The 24,024-nt window shown below is 72.3% G+C and carries 21 protein-coding genes; 11 read left to right on the top strand and 10 right to left on the bottom strand.

The window, feature by feature from the left end; genetic code table 11:
• Window position 1: 1 nt before the first annotated feature.
• From ACIQOE_RS01180 to ACIQOE_RS01155, 6 genes are all read right to left on the bottom strand, one after another.
• Window positions 2-934, bottom strand: a complete 933-nt coding sequence (locus tag ACIQOE_RS01180) for a branched-chain amino acid ABC transporter permease (RefSeq protein ID WP_351328899.1) — start codon at window positions 932-934, stop codon at window positions 2-4.
• A gap of 113 nt (window positions 935-1,047) precedes the next feature.
• Window positions 1,048-2,286 (bottom strand): branched-chain amino acid ABC transporter substrate-binding protein, encoded by a 1,239-nt coding sequence (locus tag ACIQOE_RS01175; RefSeq protein WP_401408849.1) that lies wholly within the window; start codon window positions 2,284-2,286, stop codon window positions 1,048-1,050.
• 302 nt (window positions 2,287-2,588) lie between these two features.
• A complete protein-coding gene (locus ACIQOE_RS01170; protein WP_401408846.1) occupies window positions 2,589-3,182 on the bottom strand; it encodes a Tat pathway signal sequence domain protein in 594 nt (197 codons plus the stop codon).
• Window positions 3,179-3,580 carry a hypothetical protein gene (locus tag ACIQOE_RS01165; RefSeq protein WP_401408843.1) on the bottom strand — a complete coding sequence of 134 codons (402 nt, stop codon included), beginning with the start codon at window positions 3,578-3,580 and terminating at the stop codon, window positions 3,179-3,181. The genes ACIQOE_RS01170 and ACIQOE_RS01165 overlap by 4 nt, the downstream gene beginning before the upstream one ends.
• Before the next feature lie 67 nt (window positions 3,581-3,647).
• A complete protein-coding gene (locus ACIQOE_RS01160) occupies window positions 3,648-4,133 on the bottom strand; it encodes a hotdog fold thioesterase (RefSeq protein ID WP_351328903.1) in 486 nt (161 codons plus the stop codon).
• An 87-nt stretch (window positions 4,134-4,220) separates the two neighbouring features.
• Complete coding sequence (locus ACIQOE_RS01155; RefSeq protein ID WP_365570083.1) at window positions 4,221-6,515, bottom strand: FdhF/YdeP family oxidoreductase; 2,295 nt, start codon at window positions 6,513-6,515, stop codon at window positions 4,221-4,223.
• 146 nt (window positions 6,516-6,661) lie between these two features.
• Between ACIQOE_RS01155 and polA the strand changes: the two genes are divergently transcribed.
• Window positions 6,662-9,388 (top strand): DNA polymerase I, encoded by a 2,727-nt coding sequence (gene polA / locus ACIQOE_RS01150; protein WP_365555361.1) that lies wholly within the window; start codon window positions 6,662-6,664, stop codon window positions 9,386-9,388.
• A 110-nt stretch (window positions 9,389-9,498) separates the two neighbouring features.
• Complete coding sequence (locus ACIQOE_RS01145; protein ID WP_351328909.1) at window positions 9,499-9,870, top strand: hypothetical protein; 372 nt, start codon at window positions 9,499-9,501, stop codon at window positions 9,868-9,870.
• Here the strand turns inward: ACIQOE_RS01145 and ACIQOE_RS01140 are convergent.
• Window positions 9,806-10,645 (bottom strand): DUF4184 family protein, encoded by an 840-nt coding sequence (locus tag ACIQOE_RS01140; protein ID WP_365570090.1) that lies wholly within the window; start codon window positions 10,643-10,645, stop codon window positions 9,806-9,808. The genes ACIQOE_RS01145 and ACIQOE_RS01140 overlap by 65 nt on opposite strands.
• A 312-nt stretch (window positions 10,646-10,957) precedes the next feature.
• Between ACIQOE_RS01140 and ACIQOE_RS01135 the strand changes: the two genes are divergently transcribed.
• The 3 genes from ACIQOE_RS01135 (at window position 10,958) to ACIQOE_RS01125 (ending at window position 14,034) form a co-directional block, all read left to right on the top strand.
• Window positions 10,958-12,721, top strand: coding sequence for a lytic transglycosylase domain-containing protein (locus ACIQOE_RS01135; protein WP_401408836.1), 1,764 nt, complete (start codon window positions 10,958-10,960; stop codon window positions 12,719-12,721).
• A 164-nt stretch (window positions 12,722-12,885) separates the two neighbouring features.
• Window positions 12,886-13,020, top strand: coding sequence for an SPW_0924 family protein (locus tag ACIQOE_RS01130; RefSeq protein ID WP_351328914.1), 135 nt, complete (start codon window positions 12,886-12,888; stop codon window positions 13,018-13,020).
• A gap of 21 nt (window positions 13,021-13,041) precedes the next feature.
• Window positions 13,042-14,034, top strand: a complete 993-nt coding sequence (locus ACIQOE_RS01125) for a DUF3068 domain-containing protein (protein WP_401408833.1) — start codon at window positions 13,042-13,044, stop codon at window positions 14,032-14,034.
• On the opposite strand, the gene hrpB is transcribed toward ACIQOE_RS01125, so the two are convergent.
• Both hrpB and ACIQOE_RS01115 read right to left on the bottom strand, forming a co-directional pair.
• Window positions 14,024-16,504, bottom strand: a complete 2,481-nt coding sequence (gene hrpB / locus ACIQOE_RS01120; protein WP_401408830.1) for an ATP-dependent helicase HrpB — start codon at window positions 16,502-16,504, stop codon at window positions 14,024-14,026. The two genes, ACIQOE_RS01125 and hrpB, sit on opposite strands and share 11 nt — an antisense overlap.
• Window positions 16,505-16,832: 328 nt before the next feature.
• A complete protein-coding gene (locus tag ACIQOE_RS01115; RefSeq protein ID WP_401408827.1) occupies window positions 16,833-17,657 on the bottom strand; it encodes a class I SAM-dependent methyltransferase in 825 nt (274 codons plus the stop codon).
• A gap of 392 nt (window positions 17,658-18,049) precedes the next feature.
• On the opposite strand from ACIQOE_RS01115, the gene rpsA reads away from it, so the two are divergent.
• The 4 genes from rpsA to ACIQOE_RS01095 all read left to right on the top strand — a co-directional run bounded on the left by rpsA (window position 18,050) and on the right by ACIQOE_RS01095 (window position 21,955).
• The gene (rpsA, locus tag ACIQOE_RS01110) at window positions 18,050-19,543 is read left to right on the top strand and encodes a 30S ribosomal protein S1 (RefSeq protein ID WP_189947373.1); all 1,494 of its coding nucleotides are present in this window, start codon (window positions 18,050-18,052) and stop codon (window positions 19,541-19,543) included.
• Window positions 19,544-19,901: 358 nt separating this feature from the next.
• Window positions 19,902-20,840 carry a PAC2 family protein gene (locus ACIQOE_RS01105; protein ID WP_365555373.1) on the top strand — a complete coding sequence of 313 codons (939 nt, stop codon included), beginning with the start codon at window positions 19,902-19,904 and terminating at the stop codon, window positions 20,838-20,840.
• Between the two features lie 45 nt (window positions 20,841-20,885).
• On the top strand, window positions 20,886-21,518 hold the full coding sequence (gene coaE, locus ACIQOE_RS01100) for a dephospho-CoA kinase (protein ID WP_401408823.1): 633 nt from the start codon (window positions 20,886-20,888) through the stop codon (window positions 21,516-21,518).
• Window positions 21,519-21,568: 50 nt separating this feature from the next.
• Window positions 21,569-21,955, top strand: a complete 387-nt coding sequence (locus ACIQOE_RS01095; protein WP_351326380.1) for a tetratricopeptide repeat protein — start codon at window positions 21,569-21,571, stop codon at window positions 21,953-21,955.
• 12 nt (window positions 21,956-21,967) lie between these two features.
• Here ACIQOE_RS01095 and ACIQOE_RS01090 read toward each other — a convergent pair whose 3' ends face one another.
• Window positions 21,968-22,261, bottom strand: a complete 294-nt coding sequence (locus ACIQOE_RS01090) for a DUF6343 family protein (RefSeq protein WP_401408820.1) — start codon at window positions 22,259-22,261, stop codon at window positions 21,968-21,970.
• 63 nt (window positions 22,262-22,324) lie between these two features.
• Here ACIQOE_RS01090 and ACIQOE_RS01085 point away from each other — a divergent pair, with 63 nt between their 5' ends.
• Both ACIQOE_RS01085 and ACIQOE_RS01080 read left to right on the top strand, forming a co-directional pair.
• Window positions 22,325-23,260, top strand: a complete 936-nt coding sequence (locus ACIQOE_RS01085; protein ID WP_401408817.1) for an acyltransferase domain-containing protein — start codon at window positions 22,325-22,327, stop codon at window positions 23,258-23,260.
• Between the two features lie 57 nt (window positions 23,261-23,317).
• The gene (locus tag ACIQOE_RS01080) at window positions 23,318-23,998 is read left to right on the top strand and encodes a class I SAM-dependent methyltransferase (RefSeq protein ID WP_351326398.1); all 681 of its coding nucleotides are present in this window, start codon (window positions 23,318-23,320) and stop codon (window positions 23,996-23,998) included.
• Window positions 23,999-24,024 lie beyond the last annotated feature (26 nt).

Genomic DNA, 24,024 nt, shown 5'->3' with positions numbered 1-24,024 from the left:
GTCACGCCCTGTCCGCGACGCGTTCGCCGAGCAGACCCTGTGGCCTGAACAGCAGTACGAGGATGAGGAGTACGAACGCCCAGACGTCGGCCCAGGACTGGCTGCCGAACTGGCCCATGCCGGGGATGTCGGAGATGTAGGCGGTCGACAGGGCCTCGGCGACGCCGAGGACGAGGCCGCCGAGCATGGCGCCGTAGATGTTGCCGATGCCGCCGAGGACGGCCGCGGTGAAGGCCTTCAGGCCGAGCAGGAAGCCCATCTTGAAGTCGATCTGGCCGTACTTGAGGCCGTAGGCGACGCCGCCGACGGCGGCGAAGGTGGCGCCGAGGGCGAACGCGATGACGATGATGCGGTCGGTGTTGACGCCCATCAGCTTCGCCGTGTCCGGATCCTGGGCGGTGGCCTGCATGCCGCGGCCGGTGCGGGTGCGCATCACGAAGTAGGCGAGGAACGCCATGCTGAGCGGCGCGACGACGACGAGGAAGATGTCACCGGTCTGGATCGTGACGTTGCCGATGTTGAAGGGGCCGCCGGGGATGGTGGGGAAGGTCCGGGCGGACTTGGCCTCGGGGTACCAGGCCCACACCGCCTGCTGGAGGGCCAGCGAGAGGCCGATGGCGGTGATGAGGGGCGCGAGGCGCGGGGCGGTGCGCAGCGGGCGGTAGGCGAACCGTTCCGCTCCCACGGCGACGAGGGTGGCGACGATGATGGCGCCGAGCAGCATCAGCGGCAGCGCTATCCACATCGAGGTGCCGCCGGGCAGTACGTACGCGTAGACCGTGAGCGCGCCGAAGGCGCCGGTCATGAAGATCTCGCCGTGGGCGAAGTTGATGAGCTGGACGATGCCATAGACCATCGTGTAGCCGATGGCGACCAGCCCGTACATGGATCCCAGTAGCAGGCCGTTGACCAGCTGCTGCGGCAGTTCGTTCACCGCATGTCCTCCGAGACGTTCGGAAAGTTCGACGGATGAGGCCGGATGCGAGTCCGCGCGGGGCGCCCGTGGAACAGCGCCCCGCGCGGCTCGGTGCTGCGTGCGGGTGTGGGTCAGCTGCTCGGCGTGTACGTGCCCGAGGTAGCGGCCTTCCAGGCCCCGCCGTCGACCTTGTAGACGGTGAGCTGCTTGTTGGTCGCGTCACCGTACTCGTCGAAGGAGACCTTGCCGGTCACACCGTCGAAGGAGACGTTCTGCACCGCTGCGGTGATCTTCGCGCGGGCGTCGGAGGGCAGCTTGCCGCCGTTGTCGTCGACGACCTTCTTGACGGCCTCGATGATCGACCAGGCGGAGTCGTAGGAGTAGCCGCCGTAGGCGCCGTAGGCCTCCTTGTAGCCGCCGGCCTTGTAGTTGGCGACGAACTCCTTGGCGGAGTCGAGGGTCTCGACGGGCGCGCCGACGGAGGTGGCCATGTCGCCGGTGGCGGCGGTGCCGGCCAGCTTCAGGAAGTCGTCGGCGTAGATGCCGTCGCCGCCGACCAGCGGGATCTTGGCGCCCGCGGCCTTGATCTGCTTGCTCAGCGGACCGGCCTGCGGGTACTCGCCGCCGTAGTAGACCACGGTGGCACCGGAGTTCTTCACCTTGGTGGCGACCGCGGAGTAGTCCTTGGAGTCCGGGTTGATGTGCTCGGTGCCGACCACCTTGCCGCCGAGCTTCTTGAACTCGTCGGAGAAGGTGGCGGCGAGGCCGGCGCCGTAGGTCTTCTTGTCGTCGATGATGAAGGCCTTGGTCAGCTTCGCCGTGTTGTAGACGTACTGGGCGGCGTAGGGGCCCTGGATGGCGTCCGTGGTCGCGGTACGGAAGTACGACTTGAACGGACGCGTCTTCGAGGTCTGCCAGTTGTCGCCCTGGGTCAGCGCCGGGTTGGTGTTGGCCGGGGAGACCTCCACCAGCTTCGCGTCGTCGAAGACCTTCTGCATCGACTGGGCGACCGAGGAGTTCAGCGGACCGACCACGCCGTAGACGCTGTTGTCGCTGACGAAGGCGGTGGCGTTGGCCTGGCCGGAGGAGGGCTGGGCCTGGTCGTCCTTGGCCGCGACCTTGAAGGTGACGCCGTCGACGTACTTCTTCTTGTTGGCCTGCTTGACCGCCAGGTCAACGGAGTTCTTGATACCCAGGCCGAGGGCGGACAGGTCGCCGGTCAGCGGGGCGTCGACGCCGATGGTGACCGTGGTGCCACCGCTGCCCGAGTCGGAGCCCTTGTCGCCGCTGTCGCGCGAACCGCAGGCCGTGAGGGTGAGTGCTCCCGCTGCCAGAGCTGCGGTGATGGCGATGAGCGAACGTTGACGCACGATCAGTCCTTTCCCCTGAACAACCGCATCCCCGTGGAAACGGTCGAGTCGCGCGACCTGTCGAAGTGAAGATTCCGACGGCGCCGTGACTGGCCGTGACTCTAGGCGGGCTTGGGGAAGGTGGAGGAGGGTCTGACCGATGCTGTGACGCTCTTGTTATGACACGAGGTAATGCAGAGCGGTACATGGTGTCGAGAAGAGTGGAATTCAGGCCGATTCGCTCCGTCCGCATGCTGAGAACCCGCAGGACCCGTCGAAATCCGATCAGGTGTCTCAGCCTTTTTGGTGATTACGGGAAACGCTTACGTGCCGTTGCTGCAGGCTACTTTCAGGGCGCGTGACAGGTGTTGTGCGTAGCGGGACCCCAGGATGAAACTCTGTACTTGTATTGCGCGCGTATTACGCAGAGTTACGTCCAGGAAAGGAAGTCCGGCGTCCTTCGGAACCGTCGCGCAGTCGGTCACATGCATGGTTATGGTGATGTCGCGCGGTGTGCCCGCCTTCGTCCGGAAGGGCGCGCCGGGTCTCTCGGTCAGCGTGAGGCCGGCGTAGGGCTGGGTGACGCGGTCCACGGTGACCGGCGGTCCGCCGAGCACGCTCATGCGCACCGCGAAGCTGAAGCTGCGGGTCGGTCCGCCGGGCGGCGTGAGCCGGTCGCCCAGGAAGGCGAACGCCACCGTCTGTGCGGGATAAGGGACTTCGGGCGGCGGCGGGTCGTGCGGGCGGGTCGCGTAGAGGTAGCCGCCGCCGGCCAGCACGGCGGCGGTCACGGCCAGGGCGAGGGCGGCGCGGCGGCGGCCGGGGCGCGCGTGAGGAGCGGCTGCGGGGTCCGGGAGGTCCTGGCCGTGGGTGCCCTCGCCGGGTTCGACGGGGCCGATGCCGGTCGTTCCGCTCACTGCCAGGGGCCTCCCGTCGGTGCGCCGCCGCGGTAGCGCTCGGTGCAGGCCGCCTGCGCCCGGCGGTCGATCAACCGGCCCGCGGCGGCGGCTCCCTGACGGTCTCTCACGGCGCGTGCGGCGTCCACGACGTCCCGGAGGATCTCGTACTGGCCGTTGGACAGTCCCATCGACTGGTAGTCGCCGTAGGTGCCGCTGTCGAGCACCTCGCGTGACCAGTGCGCGACGATCGCGGCGCACAGCCGCGCGTCGGAGGTCGCCGAGGGTGACGCCGGGAGGGCCGCGGGGCGCGTGGTGGGACGCGTGGCGGTGCCGGTGGTGCCGCAGCCGGTCAGCAGGGCGAGTCCGAGCGCCAGTGCGGCCGCTCCGCCCGGCAGGGTGCCTCCTCGCCGTCCCATGCGCCGACGGTAAGGGCGGGGACGGCGGGGGGGCAACGGTCCCGTCACCGACGGTCCCGGTCCGGGGTCAGCCCCGGTCGGCGGCGGGGAGCGAGTCGCCCGGCAGATCGCGCAGCAGGCAGGTCAGGCGGGCGGTGCACACCCGCCGGCCCTCCTCGTCGCTGATCACGACCTCGTACGTCGCGGTGGAGCGTCCCCGGTGGACGGGGGTGGCCACGCCGGTGACCAGGCCGGAGCGGACCCCGCGGTGGTGCGTGCAGTTCAGGTCGACGCCGACCGCGATCTTCGAGCTGCCGCCGTGCAGCATCGACCCGACCGACCCGAGGGTCTCCGCCAGCACCGCGCTGGCGCCGCCGTGCAGCAGTCCGTAGGGCTGGGTGTTGCCCTCCACCGGCATGGTGCCGACCACGCGGTCCGCCGAGGCCTCGACGATCTGCACGCCCATCCGGTTGCCGAGGTGGCCCGCCGAGAACAGGGCGGGCAGGTCGACACCGAGCGCGGCGTACTCGTCGATGACCTCCTGCGGGAACTTCACACGCTGCTGCTCGCCCATGGGACGGCTCCGATCTCGTACGGCTGACTCTCGCCTGAGCAAACGCTCAGTAGGCGGCCGATTGTTCCAGAAGGACCCGGCGTCCGCTCAGAGGGCGGCGGTCGGCGACGGCACACCGCCGACCAGCCGGATCACGACGGACTTGCTGGCCGGGGTGTTGCTGGTGTCGGCGGTCGCGTCCAGCGGCACCAGCACGTTGGTCTCCGGGTAGTAGGCGGCCGCGCAGCCCCTGGCCGTCGGGTAGTGCACCACCCGGAAACCCGGCGCCCGCCGCTCCACACCGTCCTTCCACTCGCTGACCAGGTCGACGTACGACCCGTCGGCGACCCCCAGCGCCCGCGCGTCCTCCGGGTTCACCAGGACCACCCGGCGGCCGTTCCTGATGCCCCGGTAGCGGTCGTCCAGACCGTAGATCGTGGTGTTGTACTGGTCGTGCGAGCGCAGCGTCTGCAGCAGCAGCCGGCCCTCGGGCAGCGCGGGGTACTCGACGGGCGCGGCCGTGAAGTTCGCCTTGCCGGTGGCGGTCGGGAAGCGGCGCTCGTCGCGCGGGGCGTGCGGCAGCGCGAAGCCGCCCGGCTCGGCCACGCGCGCGTTGAAGTCCTCGAAGCCGGGGATCACGCGCGCTATGCGGTCGCGGATCGACGCGTAGTCCTTCTCGAACTCCTCCCAGGGCGTGGCGCTCCCGGCGCCCAGCACCCGGCGGGCCAGCCGGCACACGATCGCCGGTTCCGACAGCAGGTGCGGACCGGCGGGCGCCAGACGCCCGCGCGAGGCGTGCACCATGCCCATCGAGTCCTCGACGGTCACGAACTGCTCGCCGCCGCCCTGGAGATCACGCTCGGTGCGGCCGAGCGTCGGCAGGATCAGCGCCCGCGCTCCCGTCACCACGTGCGAGCGGTTGAGCTTCGTCGACACGTGCACGGTCAGCCGCGCCCGCCGCATCGCCGCCTCGGTGACCTCCGTGTCCGGGGTCGCGGAGACGAAGTTGCCGCCCATCGCGAAGAAGACCTTCGCCTCGCCGTCGCGCAGCGCGCGGATGGCCCGGACGACGTCGAAGCCGTGCTCGCGCGGGGGCGCGAACCCGAACTCCTTCTCCAGGGCGTCCAGGAAGGCGGGGGCCGGGCGCTCGAATATGCCCATCGTGCGGTCGCCCTGCACGTTCGAGTGGCCGCGGACCGGGCAGACGCCCGCTCCCGGGCGGCCGATGTTGCCTCGCAGCAGCAGGAAGTTGACGACCTCGCGGATCGTCGGCACCGAGTGCTTGTGCTGGGTCAGGCCCATCGCCCAGCAGACGATCGTGCGCTCGGAGGCGAGCACCATGCGCAGCGCCTCCTCGATCTCCGCGCGGGAGAGCCCGGTGGCGGCGAGCGTCTCGTCCCAGTCGGCGGCGCGGGCGGCCGCGGCGAACTCCTCGTACCCGTGGGTGTGCTCGCGGACGAACTCCTCGTCGACCGCGCCCTCGGTCTCCAGGACCAGCCGGTTGAGGAGACGGAACAGGGCCTGGTCGCCCCCGATGCGGATCTGCAGGAACAGGTCGGTGAGCGCGGCGCCCTTGAGCATGCCCTGCGGGGTCTGCGGGTTCTTGAACCGCTCCAGGCCGGCCTCCGGGAGCGGATTGACGCTGATGATCCTCGCGCCGTTCCCCTTGGCCTTCTCCAGCGCCGACAGCATCCGGGGGTGGTTGGTGCCCGGGTTCTGCCCGGCCACGATGATCAGATCGGCCTTGTAGAGGTCTTCCAGCAGGACGCTGCCCTTGCCGATGCCGATGGTCTCGCCGAGCGCCGAGCCCGACGACTCGTGGCACATGTTGGAGCAGTCCGGCAGGTTGTTGGTGCCCAGCTCGCGCGCGAACAGCTGGTAGAGGAACGCGGCCTCGTTGCTGGTGCGGCCCGAGGTGTAGAAGACGGCCTCGTCGGGGGAGGAGAGGGCGGCTATCTCCTCGCCGATGATGTCGAAGGCGCGCTCCCAGCCGACCGGCTCGTAGTGGTCCGCGCCCTCGGCCAGGTACATGGGGTGGGTGAGCCGGCCCTGCTGGCCGAGCCAGTAGCCGCTGCGGTGGTGCAGGTCGGCGACGGAGTGCTCGGCGAAGAAGGCGGGCGTCACCCGCCGCAGGGTGGCCTCCTCGGCCACCGCCTTCGCGCCGTTCTCGCAGAACTCGGCGGCGTGCCGGTGATCGGGCTCCGGCCAGGCGCAGCCGGGGCAGTCGAAGCCGTCCTTCTGGTTGACCCGGAGCAGCGTCAGCGCGGTGCGCTTCACACCCATCTGCTGCTGGGCGATGCGCAGGGTGTGCCCGATGGCCGGCAGCCCCGCGGCCGCGTGCTGGGGCTCCGCCACCCGCGGCGCGTCCTGGACCGGATCCTCCTTGGGCGACTTCGCAGCCATTGCACGCTCTCCCTCTGCACCGGCACCACTGCCCTGTACTCCGATCCTCGCACGCGCGGCCGGTACCGATCGAGGGTGGGCCGCCGCACCGGCCCGCGGCCTCCCGTCGGCCCGCGGTGTCAGTGCGGCGTGGCAGGATCGGGGGCGTGGCAGAGACAGCAGCGAAGAAGACCGACCAGACCCCCGGCGGGACCCGTCCCCGGCTGATGCTCATGGACGGGCACTCACTGGCGTACCGCGCGTTCTTCGCGCTGCCCGCGGAGAACTTCACCACCGCGACGGGCCAGCCGACGAACGCGATCTACGGCTTCGCGTCGATGCTGGCCAACACCCTGCGTGACGAGGCGCCCACGCACTTCGCGGTGGCCTTCGACGTCTCCCGCAAGACCTGGCGCTCGGCGGAGTTCACCGAGTACAAGGCGAACCGCTCCAAGACCCCGGACGAGTTCAAGGGCCAGGTCGAGCTGATCGGCGAGCTGCTCGACGCCATGCACGCGCAGCGCTTCGCCGTCGACGGCTTCGAGGCCGACGACATCATCGCCACCCTCGCCACCCAGGCCGAGGAAGCGGGCTTCGACGTGCTGATCGTCACCGGCGACCGCGACTCCTTCCAGCTGGTGACCGAGCACACCACGGTGCTGTACCCGACGAAGGGCGTCTCCGAGCTGACCCGGTTCACCCCGGAGAAGGTTTTCGAGAAGTACGGCTTGACGCCCGCCCAGTACCCCGACTTCGCGGCCCTGCGCGGCGACCCGTCCGACAACCTTCCCGGCATCCCGGGCGTCGGCGAGAAGACGGCCGCGAAGTGGATCAACCAGTTCGGCTCCTTCGCCGAGCTGGTGGAGCGCGTCGACGAGGTGAAGGGCAAGGCCGGCCAGAACCTCCGCGACCACCTGGAGGCGGTCAAGCTCAACCGCCGGCTCACCGAGCTGGAGCGCCGGGTCGAGCTGCCGAGGACGGTCGCCGACCTGGAGCGCGCGCCGTACGACCGCACGAACGTCGCGATGATCCTGGACACCCTGGAGATCCGCAATCCGTCGCTGCGCGAGCGGCTGTACGCCGTCGACCCCGGCGCCGAGGAGGCCGAGGCCGCGCCGGCCCCCGAGGCGGGCGTGGCGGTGGACGGCACCGTCCTCGGCACCGGGGAACTGTCCGGCTGGCTGGCCGAGCACGGCACCGGCCCGCTCGGCGTCGCCACCGTCGGCACCTGGGCGCTGGGCACCGGCTCGGTCGCCGAGGTCGCGCTGGCCGCGGGCGGCGGAGCGGCCGCCTCCTTCGACCCCGCCGAGCTGGACGAGGCCGACGAGAGGGCGTGGACGGCCTGGCTGGCCGACGCCGCACGGCCCAAGGTCTTCCACAACGCCAAGGGCGCCATGCGGGTCTTCGCCGAGCACGGCTGGAGCATCGACGGCGTCACCATGGACACCGCGCTCGCCGCCTACCTGGTCAAGCCCGGCCGCCGCTCCTTCGACCTGGACGCGCTGTCCCTGGAGTACCTGCACCGCGAGCTGGCCCCGGCCGCCACGGCCGACGGCCAGCTGGCGTTCGGCGCGGACGACGGCGCCGAGGCCGAGGCCCTGATGATCCAGGCCCGCGCCATCCTCGACCTCGGCGAGGCCTTCGAGGGACGGCTCCAGGAGGTCGGCGCCGCGGACCTGCTCCGTGACATGGAGCTGCCCACCTCCATCCTGCTCGCCCGCATGGAGCGGCACGGCATCGCGGCCGACCGCGCGCACCTGGAGGCGATGGAGCAGATGTTCGCGGGCGCGGTCCAGCAGGCCGTGAAGGAGGCGCACGCGGCGGCCGGACACGAGTTCAACCTCGGCTCGCCCAAGCAGCTCCAGGAGGTCCTCTTCGGCGAGCTGGCCCTGCCCAAGACCAAGAAGACCAAGACCGGATACACCACCGACGCCGACGCGCTCGCCTGGCTGGCCGGCCAGACCGAGAACGAACTGCCGGTGATCATGCTCCGCCACCGCGAGCAGGCCAAGCTGCGGGTGACGGTCGAGGGCCTGATCAAGACGGTGGCCGCGGACGGCCGGATCCACACCACGTTCAACCAGACGGTGGCCGCGACCGGCCGCCTGTCCTCCACGGACCCGAACCTGCAGAACATCCCGGTCCGTACCGACGAGGGCCGGGCGATCCGCCGGGGCTTCGTGGTCGGCGAGGGCTTCGAGTCCCTGATGACGGCCGACTACAGCCAGATCGAACTGCGGGTGATGGCCCACCTCTCCGAGGACGAGGGCCTGATCGAGGCGTTCACCTCCGGCGAGGACCTGCACACCACGGTCGCCTCGCAGGTGTTCTCCGTCGACCGTGCGGCCGTCGACGCGGAGATGCGCCGCAAGATCAAGGCGATGTCCTACGGCCTCGCCTACGGACTCTCCGCGTTCGGCCTCTCCCAGCAGCTGAACATCGACGCGGGCGAGGCCCGGGCTCTGATGGACACCTACTTCGAGCGGTTCGGCGGCGTCCGCGACTACCTGCGCCGGGTCGTGGACGAGGCGCGGGCGACCGGCTACACCGCGACGCTCTTCGGGCGCCGCCGCTACCTGCCCGACCTCAACAGCGACAACCGCCAGCGCCGCGAGGCGGCCGAGCGGATGGCGCTCAACGCGCCCATCCAGGGCACCGCGGCGGACATCGTCAAGATGGCCATGCTCAAGGTGGACGGTGCCCTGCGCGCGGCGGACCTGAAGTCCCGGATGCTCCTCCAGGTGCACGACGAGATCGTCCTGGAGATCGCCCCCGGCGAGAGCACCGAGGTCGAGGCGATCCTGCGCCGCGAGATGGCCGACGCGGTCCGGCTCCGCGCCCCCCTGGACGTCTCGGTCGGCGTGGGCCGCGACTGGGAGTCGGCGGCGCACTAGCGCGTGTCGGCGTCTCCTCCCGGCGGCCCCGGCTGCCGGGAGGGCGGCGTCGTCACTCAGCTGGACCCCGCCGGAACGCCCCCGCTCCCGCCAGCGGCAAGGATGCGGGCATGGGTATACGCATGCTTCACGGCCGGACGCCGCAGACCAGGCCGCCGGCCAAGGCCCGCTCCGCCGCGGCGCAGGCCCCGGCCGCCCCGTCGGCCCCGGCCATGGCACCCGACGCCGCCTCCGCCCGCATCCCCACCGACCTCGCCGTCACCGTGGGCGCGGCGGTCACCCGCCTCAGGCGACGGCTCCGCACCCGCCCCTCGGCCCGGCAGTGGCTCGAAATCGCCCACGGCCGTCTCGTGCGGTTCCGCGGCGCCCTCCCCGGTCCCCGCCGGCACCGCACCCTGACCGTGTTCGTGGCGACCCTCAGCGAACGGCCGAGGCGTTCCGGCGCACCTCACCGGCCACCGGAACCGGACGCCACACCCTGACCAGCACGGCGTACCCCACCACCCCGAGCAGCAGGCCCGCGCCCGCCCCGAAGAGCACGGCGGGCAGCAGCTCCCAGGGCTTCGCCGTCGAACCCCAGTAGGCCCACCAGCGCGTGGCCCGCTGCACCGCGGCGACCAGCGCGCAGCCGGCGATCCCGGCCCAGGCCCACCACCGGTCCCGCGCGGACAGCCGCGGCACCCCCGCCGGCTCACCGGCCGGGGTCCGCCGCAGCGCGCGGAGCACGAACACGGCGAGCACGATCGCCGCCACCGCCGAAGTGCCGTACTGGAGCAGGGTGTAGAGCGGCACGCCTGCGACGTCCCGGCCGATCGCCGGGACCAGCCGGGTCCCCCACCGGTCGTGGTGCGTGAACGCGTCCCACACGACATGGGTGAGCGCGCCGAGCACGGCGGAGGCGTACCACCGGGCCGCGGCCGGCACACCGGCACGCGCGCGTGGCCGCCCGCAGCCCAGCAGCACCGCCGGCCGGCCCTGCCGGTTCCCCGGCACCAGGGCCACGAGCGGCTCCCGTACCAGCACCCACAGCGCCACCAGCGCCCAGGAGAAGAGCACGTCCACGGTGAGGACTCCGGTGAAGGAGTGCGTGAACGTGCCGAACTCCATGGCGTCCGGCACCGCGCTCGCCGCGTAGAAGGTGAGGTCGGGCGAGAAGGAGCCCGCGACGAGCACCGCCGGGACCAGCCCCGCGCGCCCGGTCCCGTCCCGGCGCACGGCGGGCAGCACGGCGGCGGCGTGGCTGAGAGTGAACGGCACCCGGTCTCCCTGGAGCAGTCGTCGGCCGAAGCGCCGAACAAGTGATCGCGTACGGCAAGTATCCGCGACACCACCATCGTTCGACGAGGAATGGCCAACTGGTGAAAATCGGTCACCGCCGGGTGTCCGCGGCATGGAAGTTGTCGTAGTGTCGCCTGGGTCGCCGCCCCGGCGTGCACCGCCGATGCGCCACCTCAGCACGCGAAAGAGGTAACGGGGGGCAACCACAGCACCAGGTCGACCGTCACACCAGGGGCGAGCAGACAGACGGAGACGGGCGCTCGGAAGGCGCCCATGGGAGGGGTTCACCTTATGGCGGCGCAATTCGGCAGGCGGCTGCGCAAGGGAGCGGCGACGACCGCCGCGGCCGCGTTGGCGGTGGCGGCTCTGTCCGCGTCCCAGGCACCGGGCGCGACGGGCGGTGACACGGGCCGGCAGACGAACGCCGGCGCCAGCACCTCCGCGTCCGACGAGGCCGGCACGACCGACGGCGCCACCGGCGACTCGCCGTACTACACGGACCTGCCGCCGCTCAACAGCCCCAACCCCAGCCCCAGTTCCAGCCCCACCGCCTCCTCGTCGAGCATCGGCACCGCCGTCTCCCGCGGCGCGGCCGAGGCCGGCATACCGGCCACCGTGCTGGACGCCTACAAGAGGGCCGAGGCCGAGCTGCGCGACTCCAAGCCGGGCTGCAACCTGCCCTGGCAACTGCTCGCCGCCATCGGCAAGGTCGAGTCCGGGCAGGCCCGCGGCGGTGACGTCGACGCCGAGGGCACCACCCTGCACCGGATCCTGGGCCCGCAGCTCGACGGCAACGGCTTCGCGCTCATCAAGGACACCGACGGCGGCCAGTACGACGGCAACAGCCAGTACGACCAGGCCGTCGGCCCCATGCAGTTCATCCCGTCGACCTGGGCGTGGGCCGGCCGCGACGGCAACGGCGACGGCGTCAAGGACCCCAACAACGTCTACGACGCGGCGCTCGCCGCCGGCCACTACCTGTGCCGCTACGACTGGGACCTGTCCGTCCAGGCCGACATGAACCGCGCGATCCTCAGCTACAACGGATCGCAGGAGTACCTGAACCTGGTGCTGTCCTGGTACGAGTTCTACCGCAAGGGCACCCACTCGATCCCCGACGGCACCGGTTCCGTGCCCGGCCACCGCAGCGACGACAAGCCAGGCGGCTCCGGCTCCGGCTCCGGATCCGGCGGCTCCCCGAAGCCCGGTGCGCCCGGCTCCCCGAAGCCCGGCAACCCGAAGCCCGGCGGCCCCACCACGACCCCGACCGTGCCGCCCACGGCCACCGACACCGTGGACCACCTGGAGGACGCGGGCACCGCCAAGCTCACCGCCATGGCGGGCGACGCGTTCGACAAGCGGATCAGCACGCGCGCGGAGACCAAGGCGGGCCGCACCGTCGCCAAGGTCCGGGTCCGGTTCACCGTCGTCGGGGACACGGACACGACCTTCGCCGGCGGCGAGAAGGTCGCGACGGTCACCACCGACAGCAAGGGCATCGCCCTCGCGCCCGCCCTCAGGGCCGGCGAGAAGACCGGTGACTTCACGGTCCGCTCCAGCGTGGTCGGCCGCACGGTCAAGGGCGTCGACTACGCGGCGACCGTCACCGCGCGCGCCGCCGACACCCTCGCGCTCGTCAACGCCACCGCGCCGACCGGCGCGCCCGGCGCCGAGTTCGCCGACCAGGTGCAGGTCAAGGCCACCTACCAGGGCGCGGCCGCCGACGGGGTCGCCGCGACCGCCACACTCGTCAAGTCGGCCGACGACAGCGGTGAGAACGACAAGGGACCGTACTTCAAGGACGCGAACGGCAACCCCGTCCGCACCCTCTCCGCTCTCACGACGGACGCGAACGGCCTGCTGACGCTGCCCAAGCTGTACGCGGACGACATCTCCGGCACGTTCCTGCTCCGGATCACCACCACCGGCGGCGCCACCCTCACCGTCGAGCTGACGGTCGCCGCGGCCGACCCCTCGTCGAGCCCGTCACCGAGCCCGTCCCCGTCGGGTTCCGCGTCGGCCTCCGCCTCGCCGAGCGCCTCCGCCACCCCCTGATCCACACCGCCGCACCGCCGAGGGGCGCCCTCCCGCCGACGCGGGACGGCGCCCTTCGGCGTCGTACGACCTGTTCTCATCTCACCCTCCCGTTGCTACCATGCCCGGACCTGACGCTCCATCAGGAGCACCGTCCGCAAGCAGTCGTCCCCCGGGAGGCCCGCATGCGCGCCCTGATCGCCGCCGCGACCGGTCTCGCCCTCGCGATCGCCCTGGTCGTCACGGTCGGCGCCATCGGCTCACCGGCCGGCCGGACGTCCCCCGAACCGCTGCTCACGACGGTGCCCTCACATCCGTGACCGCCGCCCCGGGAGGCCGAGATGCGCCGCACGGCCAGTCTGGTCCTGCTCGCCTGCGCCGTGTTCTTCGCGGCGCTGTCCCCGCTGCTGCGCTGGTACGCCTTCCCGCGCCTGGCCAAGATCCCCGCCAACCAGTACCAGGACATGGTCCTGGTGGCGAAGGACGCCACCCTCCTCGACTACGGCACCATGAAGGCGAAGAAGGTCCCCCGCGTCACCGTCGTGCAGACCCTCAAGGGCGACGTGGCGGCCGCGGAGAAGATCGAGAGGGCGGCGGGACGGGACGTCGTCGTCTGGGACGGCCTGTCCTACGTCCAGGGCCCCGACGGCAAGATGGTCTCCGAGATCCCCGAGCGCTACATCTTCGACGCCCACAGCCAGGAACCCGTCCACGCCACCGGCGAGATGGTCGACGGGGACCCGGTGAAACGCGAGGGCATCGAGTTCAAGTGGCCGTTCCTGACCGAGAAACGGGACTACGAGTACTTCGACGCGCAGACCCGCACCACCAACCCCATCCACTACAAGGGGACGCAGACGTTCCGCGGCGTGAAGGTCTACTACTTCGAGCAGACCGTCCCCTGGACCAAGGTCCCCCTGCCCAAGAAGATGCCGGTCCAGGGCATCACCCCCGAGAGCGTCGCCAAGACCGGCACCACCCGCTGGTACACCACGGTCCGCAGGTTCTGGGTCGAACCCGTCACCGGCGCACCCGTCTACGGCGAGGAGATCCACAAGGAGGAGCTGCGCGGCGGCACCCTGCTGGGCGGCCGCGCCAAGGTCACCGCCTTCGCCGGCGACGTGAAGATGCGCGAGGACTACATCGAGCACACCGTCGCGCTGGTCAAGCAGAACCGCACCCTCGTCCTGATGCTCACCTCCTACCTCCCCTGGGGCTTCCTGGCCCTCGGCATCGCACTGCTCGCCCTCGCCCTCTGGCTGGAGGCCCTCGGACGCCGCCCGGCCGACCCGCGTCCCGCACCGGCCGGGGCGGCGGAACCGGTCAGCGCCTGAGCCGCGCGTTGGTGTGCCGGGTCGGCTCGGCGGTCCCGGGATCCTCGGGCCAGGGATGCTTCGGATAGCGGCCGCGCAGTTCGGCCCGCACCCCCCGGTACCCGTCCCGCCAGAACGAGGCGAGGTCGGCGGTCACGGCGGCGGGCCGCCCGGCCGGCGACAGCAGATGCACCAGCACCGGCACCCCGGCCACGGCCGGCGACTCCTGCGCCCCGAACATCTCCTGCAGCTTCACGGCGAGCACGGGCCGCTCGGGATGCGTGTAGTCGACCCGGATCCGCGACCCGCTCGGTACGGCGATCCGCTCGGGCGCCAGCTCGTCGAGCCGCCCCGCCTCCCCGCCCGCCCACGGCAGCAGCCGCCGCAGCCCCTCCCCGGCGTCGATCCGCCCGAGATCGGCCCGGCGCCCGGCCCGGCCCAGCTCCGGCTCCAGCCACTCGTCCACGCGCGCGTACAGCGCCTCGTCGCCGACGTCGGGCCACGGCTCCCCGAGATGCAGCCGCAGGAACGCCAGCCGCTGCCGCAGCACGGCCGCGTCGGGCGTCCACCGCAGCAGACCGAGGCCCTCCTGCCGCAGCCCGTCCAGGAGCGCCGCGCGCACCAGGGCCGGATCGGCGTCCCGCAGCGGCCGCACCACCAGCTCGATCGCGCCGAGCCGCTCCACGCGCCGCGCCACCACGTCCCCGCCGGCCCAGCGGACCTCCTCCACGCGCGCGTACAGCGCGGCCGCCGCCGACCTCGCCGTGGCCTCGTCCACCGCCGCCGCCAGCCGCACGCGCGCGTGCCCCGCGCCCACCGGACGGTCCGCGACCGCCACCGCGAGCCACGGGGCACCGCGCAGCGGGCTGCCCGCGGCGAGCTCGGCACGGGTACCGGAGGCCATCAGGTACGAGCCGCCGTCCGCCTTCGCCACCCGCTCGGGGAAGGCGAGCGCGGCGACGAGCCCGACCGTGCGGTCGTCCGCGGTGCCGTCCGGCGTGCCCTGGGCGCCCGCCCGCAGCCGGCGCACCTCCGCGGGCCACCGGCCGGCGTAGGCGTCGCCGCCGCGCCGGGCCGCCCGCAGCGCGCCCGCCAGGTCGTCCCCGTACTCCCGCGGCGGCTCCTCGCTCAGCAGCGCGACCACCTCGGCGCTCCCGCCGGGCCCGTCCAGCAGCGCCCGCCCCAGCCGCGGATGCACCCCCAGCCGGGCCAGCCGCAGCCCCCGCTCCGTGGCGCGCCCGGCCGCGTCGACCGCCCCGATCGCCGTCAGCACCTCCCGCGCGGCCGCCATCGCCCCGGCCGGCGGTCGGTCAAGGAGCGCCAGCCCGGCCGCCCCGGGATCGCCCCAGCACGCCGACTGGAGGGCGAACGCGGTCAGGTCGGCGACCTTGATCTCCGGTGCCGGAAAGGCCGTCAGGCGGGCGTCCTCGGCCTCGGACCAGCAGCGGTACACGGCACCCGGCGCCTCCCGCCCGGCACGGCCCGCCCGCTGCCGGCCGGCCGCCCGGGACGCGCGGACCGTCGCCAGCGCGCTCAGAGCGCGCGCGTGGTCGACCCGGGGCTCCCGCGCCAGCCCGGAGTCGACGGCCACCCGGACCCCGGGGACGGTCAGCGAGGACTCGGCGACCGCCGTGGCCAGCACCACCCGGCGCCGCCGCGCGGGCGTCAGCACCGCGTCCTGGACGGCCGCCGGCGCCCGGCCGTGGACCTGGACCACCGCCACCTCGCCGAGGTCGCCCAGCAGCCCCGCCACCCGCGCGATCTCGCCCACGCCCGGCAGGAAGCACAGCACGTCCCCCGGCCGCTCGGCCAGGGCCCGCCGCACCACCGACGCCACGTGCGTCAGCAGCGCCGGGTCCACCCGCATCCCGTGCGGCGGCCGCACCGGCCGCGCCGGCGGCGCCCAGACCACCTCCACCGGGTACGACACGCCGTCCGCCTCGACCACCGGCGCACCGCCCAGCAGCCCCGCCCACCCCTGCGCGTCCGTCGTCGCCGACGCGGCCACCAGCCGCAGCTCCGGACGGAGCGTCTCGCGGACGTCCCACAGGAAGGCCGCCGCCGTGTCCGCGTCCAGATGACGCTCGTGGCACTCGTCGAGCACGACGACGTCCACGCCCGACAGCTCAGCGTCGCGCTGGAGCCGCTGCAGCAGCACACCGGTCGTGACGACCTCCACGCGCGCGCGTGGGCCCACCACCCGCTCCCCGCGGACCGTGTAGCCGACGCTCCGGCCCACCTGCTCGCCGAGCAGCCAGGCCATCCGGCGGGCCGCCGCGCGGGCCGCGATCCGGCGGGGCTCGGCCACCACCACCCGCCGCGCAGGCCGCCCCTCGTCCAGCAGCCCGGCCAGCGCCAGTGGCACCAGCGTCGTCTTGCCGGTGCCGGGCGGCGCCACCAGGACCGCGGTGCCGTGCCCGGCCAGGGCGTCGTCCAGACCGGGCAGGGCCTGTCGTACGGGCAGCGCGTTCAGGGCGTCGTCACGGATCACGCCACCCAGTGTCTTACGGGCGCCGGACCCCTTAGGGCGTGTTGCGAAAGTCCCGTCTGCCGCGCGACGCCATGCACGCACTCTCGCCGCACCGGGCGAAAGCCCGAGTACGCCCAGTACGAGGACTTCCGCCCGGCACGCCGAGAGCACGCACCTGACGCCGCGCGGCCCGCCCTCCGGGCGAACGACGGGACTTTCGCAACACGCCCTAGTCCCGCGGGCGCCCGGACGCGCCCGCGCGCGTGCCCGAGCCCCAGCCAGGACGGCATAGACCGGAACGCCGGCAAGACGCGCCCGCGCGCGTGCCCGCGTCCGGGCGGCCGGTACGTCAGTCCCGCTCGCACACGAAGATCGCCGTCCCGGGGAGGAGGCCGCCCCGCAGCGGCGACCAGCCGCCCCACTCGGAGGTGTTCCAGGCCGGCCACTCCGGCTCCACCAGATCGGTCAGCCGCAGGCCCGAGGAGACGATGTCCCGCACCCGGTCGCCGATCGTGCGGTGATGCTCGACGTAGACCGCGTCGCCGTCCTCGTCCTGCTCGACGTACGGCGTGCGGTCGAAGTAGGACGAGGAGACCGTGAGCCCCTCCGGGCCCGGCTCGTCCGGGAAGGCCCAGCGGACCGGGTGCGTCACGGAGAAGACGAGACGGCCGCCCGGCCGCAGCACCCGCCGTGCCTCGCGCAGCACCAGGCGCGGGTCGGCGACGAAGGGCAGCGCGCCGTACGCCGAGCAGACCAGGTCGAAGGAGCCGTCGGCGAACGGCAGCGCGCCGGCGTCGGCACAGACCAGCGGGAACGATCCGCCGATGCCCAGCGCGTGCTGGAGCTGGCGGTGCGAGAGGTCAAGGGCGACCGGGCGGGCGCCCTGGGCGGCCAGCCAGCGCGAGCACTGGGCCGCGCCGGCGCCGATCTCCAGGACGTCCTTGCCCTTGAGGTCCTCCGGCGGGCCGAGCAGCTCCGCTTCCACCTCGTCGAGACCCTCCGGGCCCCACACGAAACGGTCGTCGCCGAGGAAGGTGCCGTGCTCGACCTGGTACTCGTCGGCGTTGCGGTCCCACCAGCCCCGGTTGGCCCGGCTGCTCTCCGTGACCCCGGCGGCGCGCCGGGTGGCTTCGGGTTCGGCCTCGGTGCCGGTCTGCGACCTGGCCTCTCGCAAGTCGAACGAATCGGGCTCTTGGATGATCGGCTCCCTCGTCGTACTCTTCCGTGCAACCCGTTCAGGGGGGTGGCACGGAGGAGGTCGGTCAGGCCTGCGTGGCCTCCTGGGACGGCTTTTGTGCCGGGTATGCGGCGATCCGCCCCGGGTGTGCGCCTTCGCGCATTGACCCTGCCTGGCTGCCCCCGTATGCTACAAGTTGCGCTGCGGGCCTGCGCACCTCAGACGTAGCAGGCTGCGCTCGCATCTGTTGTATGTCCCCTCGGTTGTCGAGGCGCCACCAGCGGTTTTGTGTGGCGCTTCCTTGGCTGTCCGGCTTCATCAGAGCGAAACGGGCTCCCGGCGTAAGCAGTACCTACGACTTCAATGTCCGTACCGGAGCCCTTTCCCACATGACGAGCAGCACCGAGACCACCGCCACCACCCCGCAGGTAGCGGTCAACGACATCGGTAACGAGGAAGCCTTCCTCGCCGCGATCGACGAGACGATCAAGTACTTCAACGACGGCGACATCGTCGACGGCGTCATCGTGAAGGTCGACCGGGACGAGGTCCTGCTCGACATCGGTTACAAGACCGAAGGCGTCATCCCGAGCCGCGAACTCTCCATCAAGCACGACGTCGACCCCAACGAGGTCGTCGCCGTCGGTGACGAGATCGAGGCCCTTGTTCTCCAGAAGGAGGACAAGGAAGGCCGCCTGATCCTCTCGAAGAAGCGCGCCCAGTACGAGCGTGCCTGGGGCACCATCGAGAAGATCAAGGAAGAGGACGGGATCGTCACCGGTACCGTCATCGAGGTCGTCAAGGGTGGTCTCATCCTCGACATCGGCCTCCGTGGCTTCCTCCCGGCCTCCCTGGTCGAGATGCGCCGCGTCCGCGACCTCCAGCCCTACGTGGGCAAGGAGCTCGAGGCCAAGATCATCGAGCTGGACAAGAACCGCAACAACGTGGTCCTGTCCCGCCGTGCCTGGCTGGAGCAGACCCAGTCCGAGGTCCGCCAGACGTTCCTCACGACCCTCCAGAAGGGTCAGGTCCGCTCCGGCGTGGTCTCCTCGATCGTCAACTTCGGTGCCTTCGTGGACCTGGGTGGCGTCGACGGTCTGGTCCACGTCTCCGAGCTGTCCTGGAAGCACATCGACCACCCGTCCGAGGTCGTCGAGGTCGGTCAGGAAGTCACCGTCGAGGTCCTCGACGTCGACATGGACCGCGAGCGTGTCTCCCTGTCGCTGAAGGCGACCCAGGAAGACCCGTGGCAGCAGTTCGCCCGGACCCACCAGATCGGCCAGGTCGTCCCGGGTAAGGTCACCAAGCTGGTTCCGTTCGGTGCGTTCGTCCGCGTGGACGAGGGCATCGAGGGTCTGGTCCACATCTCCGAGCTGGCCGAGCGCCACGTGGAGATCCCGGAGCAGGTCGTCCAGGTCAACGACGAGATCTTCGTCAAGGTCATCGACATCGACCTGGAGCGTCGCCGGATCTCGCTGTCCCTCAAGCAGGCCAACGAGTCCTTCGGTGCCGACCCGGCCTCGGTCGAGTTCGACCCGACCCTGTACGGCATGGCCGCGTCGTACGACGACCAGGGCAACTACATCTACCCCGAGGGCTTCGACCCCGAGACCAACGACTGGCTCGAGGGCTACGAGACCCAGCGCGAGGCGTGGGAGCACCAGTACGCCGAGGCGCAGCAGCGGTTCGAGCAGCACCAGCAGCAGGTCATCAAGAGCCGCGAGGCCGACGCTGCCGCTGCCGCCGAGGGTGGCGAGGCTGCCGCTCCGGCCGCTTCGGGTGGCGGTTCGTACTCCTCCGAGGGTGCGGACACCTCCGGTGCGCTGGCCTCCGACGAGGCGCTGGCCGCACTCCGCGAGAAGCTCGCGGGTGGCCAGAGCTGAACAGCCGTCGGGCTGAACAGCTAGCCACCGGGCACAGCCGGTGACCGAGGGGCCGTACCTTCCGAGGTACGGCCCTTCGGCGTTTCCCGGCGCCCAGGTGTGTACGGACGGGACGGTGCGTCACGCACGGCCTCGCCGCCAGGAACGGGCCCCCTGGAGCGATCCGTCGGCTCCGCCCCGAACTCGGCCCGCCCGCAGCCCCGTTCGCGGACGGCGGCGCCGGCGTGCATGGGCAGGGGCGGTCGGCACCGTGCTCCGGGTCCGGAAGCCGGCGCGTGATCACCGGATCCGGGCCGGACGGGAATGCCCGCCGTCCACGCTCTGTTGTCCCGTACGAACACGAGGAGGAGCGGTCACAGTGCTTGATCCGCAGGGTTTGTACGCATGGGAGCCGAAGGGCCTCGCCGTGGTGGACATGGCGCTGGCCCAGGAGTCGGCCGGTCTTGTCATGCTCTACCACTTCGACGGATACATCGACGCGGGTGAGACCGGCGACCAGATCGTCGACCGGCTCCTCGACTCGCTGCCCCACCAGGTCGTCGCCCGCTTCGACCACGACCGGCTCGTGGACTACCGGGCGCGCCGCCCGCTGCTGACCTTCAAGCGGGACCGCTGGACGGAGTACGAGGAGCCCGGGATCGAGGTCCGGCTGGTCCAGGACGCCACGGGCGCGCCGTTCCTGCTGCTGTCCGGTCCCGAGCCGGACGTCGAGTGGGAGCGCTTCGCCGCCGCCGTACGCCAGATCGTGGAACGGCTCGGTGTCCGGCTGTCCGTGAACTTCCACGGCATCCCCATGGGTGTCCCGCACACCCGTCCCGTGGGCCTCACGCCGCACGGCAACCGCACCGACCTCGTCCCGGGCCACAGCAGCCCCTTCGACGAGGCCCAGGTGCCCGGCAGCGCCGCGGCGCTCGTCGAGTACCGCCTCATGGAGGCCGGCCACGACGTCCTCGGCGTCGCCGCGCACGTCCCGCACTACATCGCCCGCTCCGCCTACCCCGACGCGGCCCTGACCGTGCTGGAGGCCGTCACGGGCGCCACCGGACTGGTGCTGCCGGGCATCGCGCACGGCCTGCGCACGGACGCGCACCGCACGCAGACGGAGATCGACCGCCAGGTCCAGGAGGGCGACGAGGAACTCACCGCCCTCGTGCAGGGCCTCGAGCACCAGTACGACGCGGCGGCGGGCGCCGAGACCCGCGGCAACATGCTCGCCGAGCCGGTCGAGATCCCCTCGGCGGACGAGATCGGCCTGGAGTTCGAACGCTTCCTCGCGGAGCGGGAGGGCGAGAACTAGATCCCGTCAGAGGCGGTCCCGGCGGCAGGCCCTAAGCTTCGGGACATGCTGAAAGTAGGCCTCACCGGCGGGATCGGCGCCGGCAAGAGCGAGGTGTCGCGGCTGCTCGTCGGGCACGGCGCGGTGCTGGTCGACGCGGACCGCATCGCGCGGGAGGTCGTCGCGCCCGGCACGGACGGCCTCGCGGCCGTCGTCGAGGCCTTCGGGCCGGACGTGCTCGGTGCCGACGGCGCCCTGGACCGGCCGAAGCTGGGCTCGATCGTCTTCGCCGACCCCGACCGGCTCGCCGTCCTGAACTCGATCGTGCACCCCCTGGTCGGTGCCCGGTCCCGCGAGCTGGAGGACGCGGCCGCGCCCGACGCCGTCGTGGTCAACGACGTCCCGCTCCTCACGGAGAACGGCCTCGCACCGTTCTACGACGTCGTGGTCGTCGTGGACGTCGCCCCCGAGACCCAGCGCGACCGGCTGACCAGGCTCCGCGGCATGTCCGAGGAGGACGCGCGGGCCCGCATGGCCGCCCAGGCCACACGCGACGAGCGCCTGGAGATCGCCGACATCGTGATCGACAACGACGTCCCCCTGGACGTCCTCGAACGGCGGGTCACGCAAGTGTGGGCCGACCTCGCGCGCAGGGCCCGGGACGGCGGCCTCAGTAGCCGTCACGCGTCCTCGAAATAGCGGACACCCGTCCGGGCGTTGAACCGCTTCAGTGAGGGAAGGACTCTGCCGTGCCCGAGACCAGCGGTTCGACCGGACGTACCCCGGAGACGCACGTCATCGACTTCCGTGCCGCGGAGCAACTGCTCAACGCGCGGGACCCGCGGGGTGCGGTGAAACTGCTCGACGGAGTGATCGCCGCCCACCCCGAGAACACCGCCGCCCGGCTGCTGCGCGCGCGTGCCTTCTTCGCCGCCGCGCAACTGCGCCCCGCCGAGCTGGAGTTCACCATCGTCCTGGAGCGCGAGCCGGACAACGCGTTCGCGCACTTCGCGCTCGCCCGCACCTACCAGCGCCAGGGCCGCGCCGACCTCGCGATACGCCACTTCCGGCTGGCCGCCGCCCTGGACCCCAACCCGGAGTACCTCAAGGCGGCGCGCTTCGACGACGCCGGGTGAGCGGCCGGCCGCTCACGGATGACCGTGCTGCCGCAGGCGCCGCGGACCGCCGTCCGCGGGCGGGTAAGGCGGCACGTCCCGGCCCGGCTGGTAGTGCGGGCCCTGCCGGATGTGCCGGAGGATCATGACCATGTCGGCGGTGGCCACCAGCCACAGCACGCCGCAGGCGGCCGCCCAGCCGGGCCGGCCGACCAGCGCGAACGCCGCCGTCCCGAAGATCGCCCAGGCCACGCCCCACACGCTCAGCCACAACCGGGCCCGCAGCGCACTGCGCGCGGTCGCCGGTTCACTGCCCGTACGCACCATGGATCACCACTCCTCCTTGCAACGTACTCTTCGACCAGGACGTTCACCAAGGGGGACACCGCCGTGCTGCCGGACGCCGACGACCTGCCCGACCTGCTCATCGACCTCGCCGTGCCGCACGAGGACATCAACACGGTCGTGGGCCTGCGGCGGGCCGTGACCGCCGATCCCGGAGTGCTGCGGCTGCTCACCGCCTGCACCGAGCAGATCACCGGCGCCACGGCCGCCGCCCAGAGCCCGGACGAGGAGTCCAGGTTCGGTGAACTCGCCGCCGCCGCTCCGGCCACACTGGACGGGTACCTCCTCGTCCACGCCTTCGTCGCCGCGCTGCCCCACGCCCGCGCCCGCCACCGGGCCCGGGGCGTCCCCGCCGACGTGTCCCGGCACACGCTCGCCGACCTCGGGCGCACCATGGCGCTGCACCGCGGGAGGTACGGCAGGGGAGGGCTGTCGGCGGTCCAGGCGGCGTGGCTCGTCCGGCACTTCCGCGGCGACCTGTTCCAGCTGGGCCGGCTGCAGTACGAGCGGGCCCGGCTCGGCGAGCGCACGGCCCGGGCGATCAGCGCCGCACCGGCGGGCCCGGCCGGATCCGCGGCTCCCGGCCGGCCCTGCCTGAACCTGCACATCCCCGACCACCGCGGTCCGCTGACCCCCGCCGCCTGCGACCGCTCCCTGGCCCTGGCGCGGGAGTTCTTCCCCCGCCACTTCCCCGAGGAGCGGTACGAGACCGCGACCTGTCACTCCTGGCTGCTCGACCCGCAGCTGAGGCGCCACCTGCGCGCGGACTCGAACATCGTCCGCTTCCAGGACCGTTTCCGGCCCGGCCGCGAGGACACCGAACCGGTGGACGCCACCGTCGTGCAGTTCGTCTTCGGCGCCCCGGACCTGCCGGTGGCGGACCTGCCCCGGCGCACGTCGGTGGAGCGGGCGGTCGGCGACCACCTGCGGTCCGGCGGCCACTGGTACCTCGGACACGGCTGGTTTCCCTGGGAAGGGTGACGCCGGAGCGGGAACGTCCCGACCGGGGTGAGCCGTTGAACGGGCATGACGGTCGAGATGCGTGACGGGTACGAGGGGACGGGCCCCGGTGCGATCACCCCGGACGGCTGCGCGGTCGAGCTCTACGCGCGCCTGTCCGTCGGCGGCGAGCCGGACATCGTCGAGGCGGCGGTCCCGGCCGGCGCCTCCATCCTGGAACTGGGCAGCGGCGTCGGCCGGATGACCCACCCGCTGGTGGCACGCGGCTTCACGGTCACCGCGGTGGACGAGTCGGCGCAGATGCTGGAGCGCGTCCGCGGCGCGCGCACGGTGCACAGCACCATCGAAGGGCTCGACCTCGCCGAGAAGTTCGACGTGGTGATGCTCGCCTCCTTCCTGGTGCACGCCGGGGACGCGGAGGTGCGCCGGGGCCTGCTGCGCACCTGCGCGGCGCATGTCGCCGACGACGGCTGCGTCCTCGTCCAGCGGGAGGGCGCCGGCTACCACGCGGACGTCCCGAGAGAGCGGCGCGACCCCGCCGGCTACACGGTGCGGGTGGTGGCCGCGGATCCGGTCGGGGACGGGGTGAACTCGGTGCGTGTGGAGTACGAGTTCCCGGACGCGGCCTGGACGCAGACGTTCCTGGCCCGGCCGCTCACCCGTGAGCAGTTCGAGGAGGCGCTCGCCGAGGCGGGCCTGCGGGTCGCCGAGTACCTGACCGAGGACGGCACGTGGGTGAAGGCGGTACCGGCGGCGTAGCCGGAAGCGGCGGCACGCCGGGCACG

The sequence above is a fragment of the Streptomyces sp. NPDC091282 genome (assembly GCF_044757385.1).
Taxonomy (GTDB): domain Bacteria; phylum Actinomycetota; class Actinomycetes; order Streptomycetales; family Streptomycetaceae; genus Streptomyces; species Streptomyces gramineus.
The sequence above is the reverse complement of the archived record's forward strand: the minus strand, read 5'-3'. Positions and strand labels throughout refer to the sequence as shown.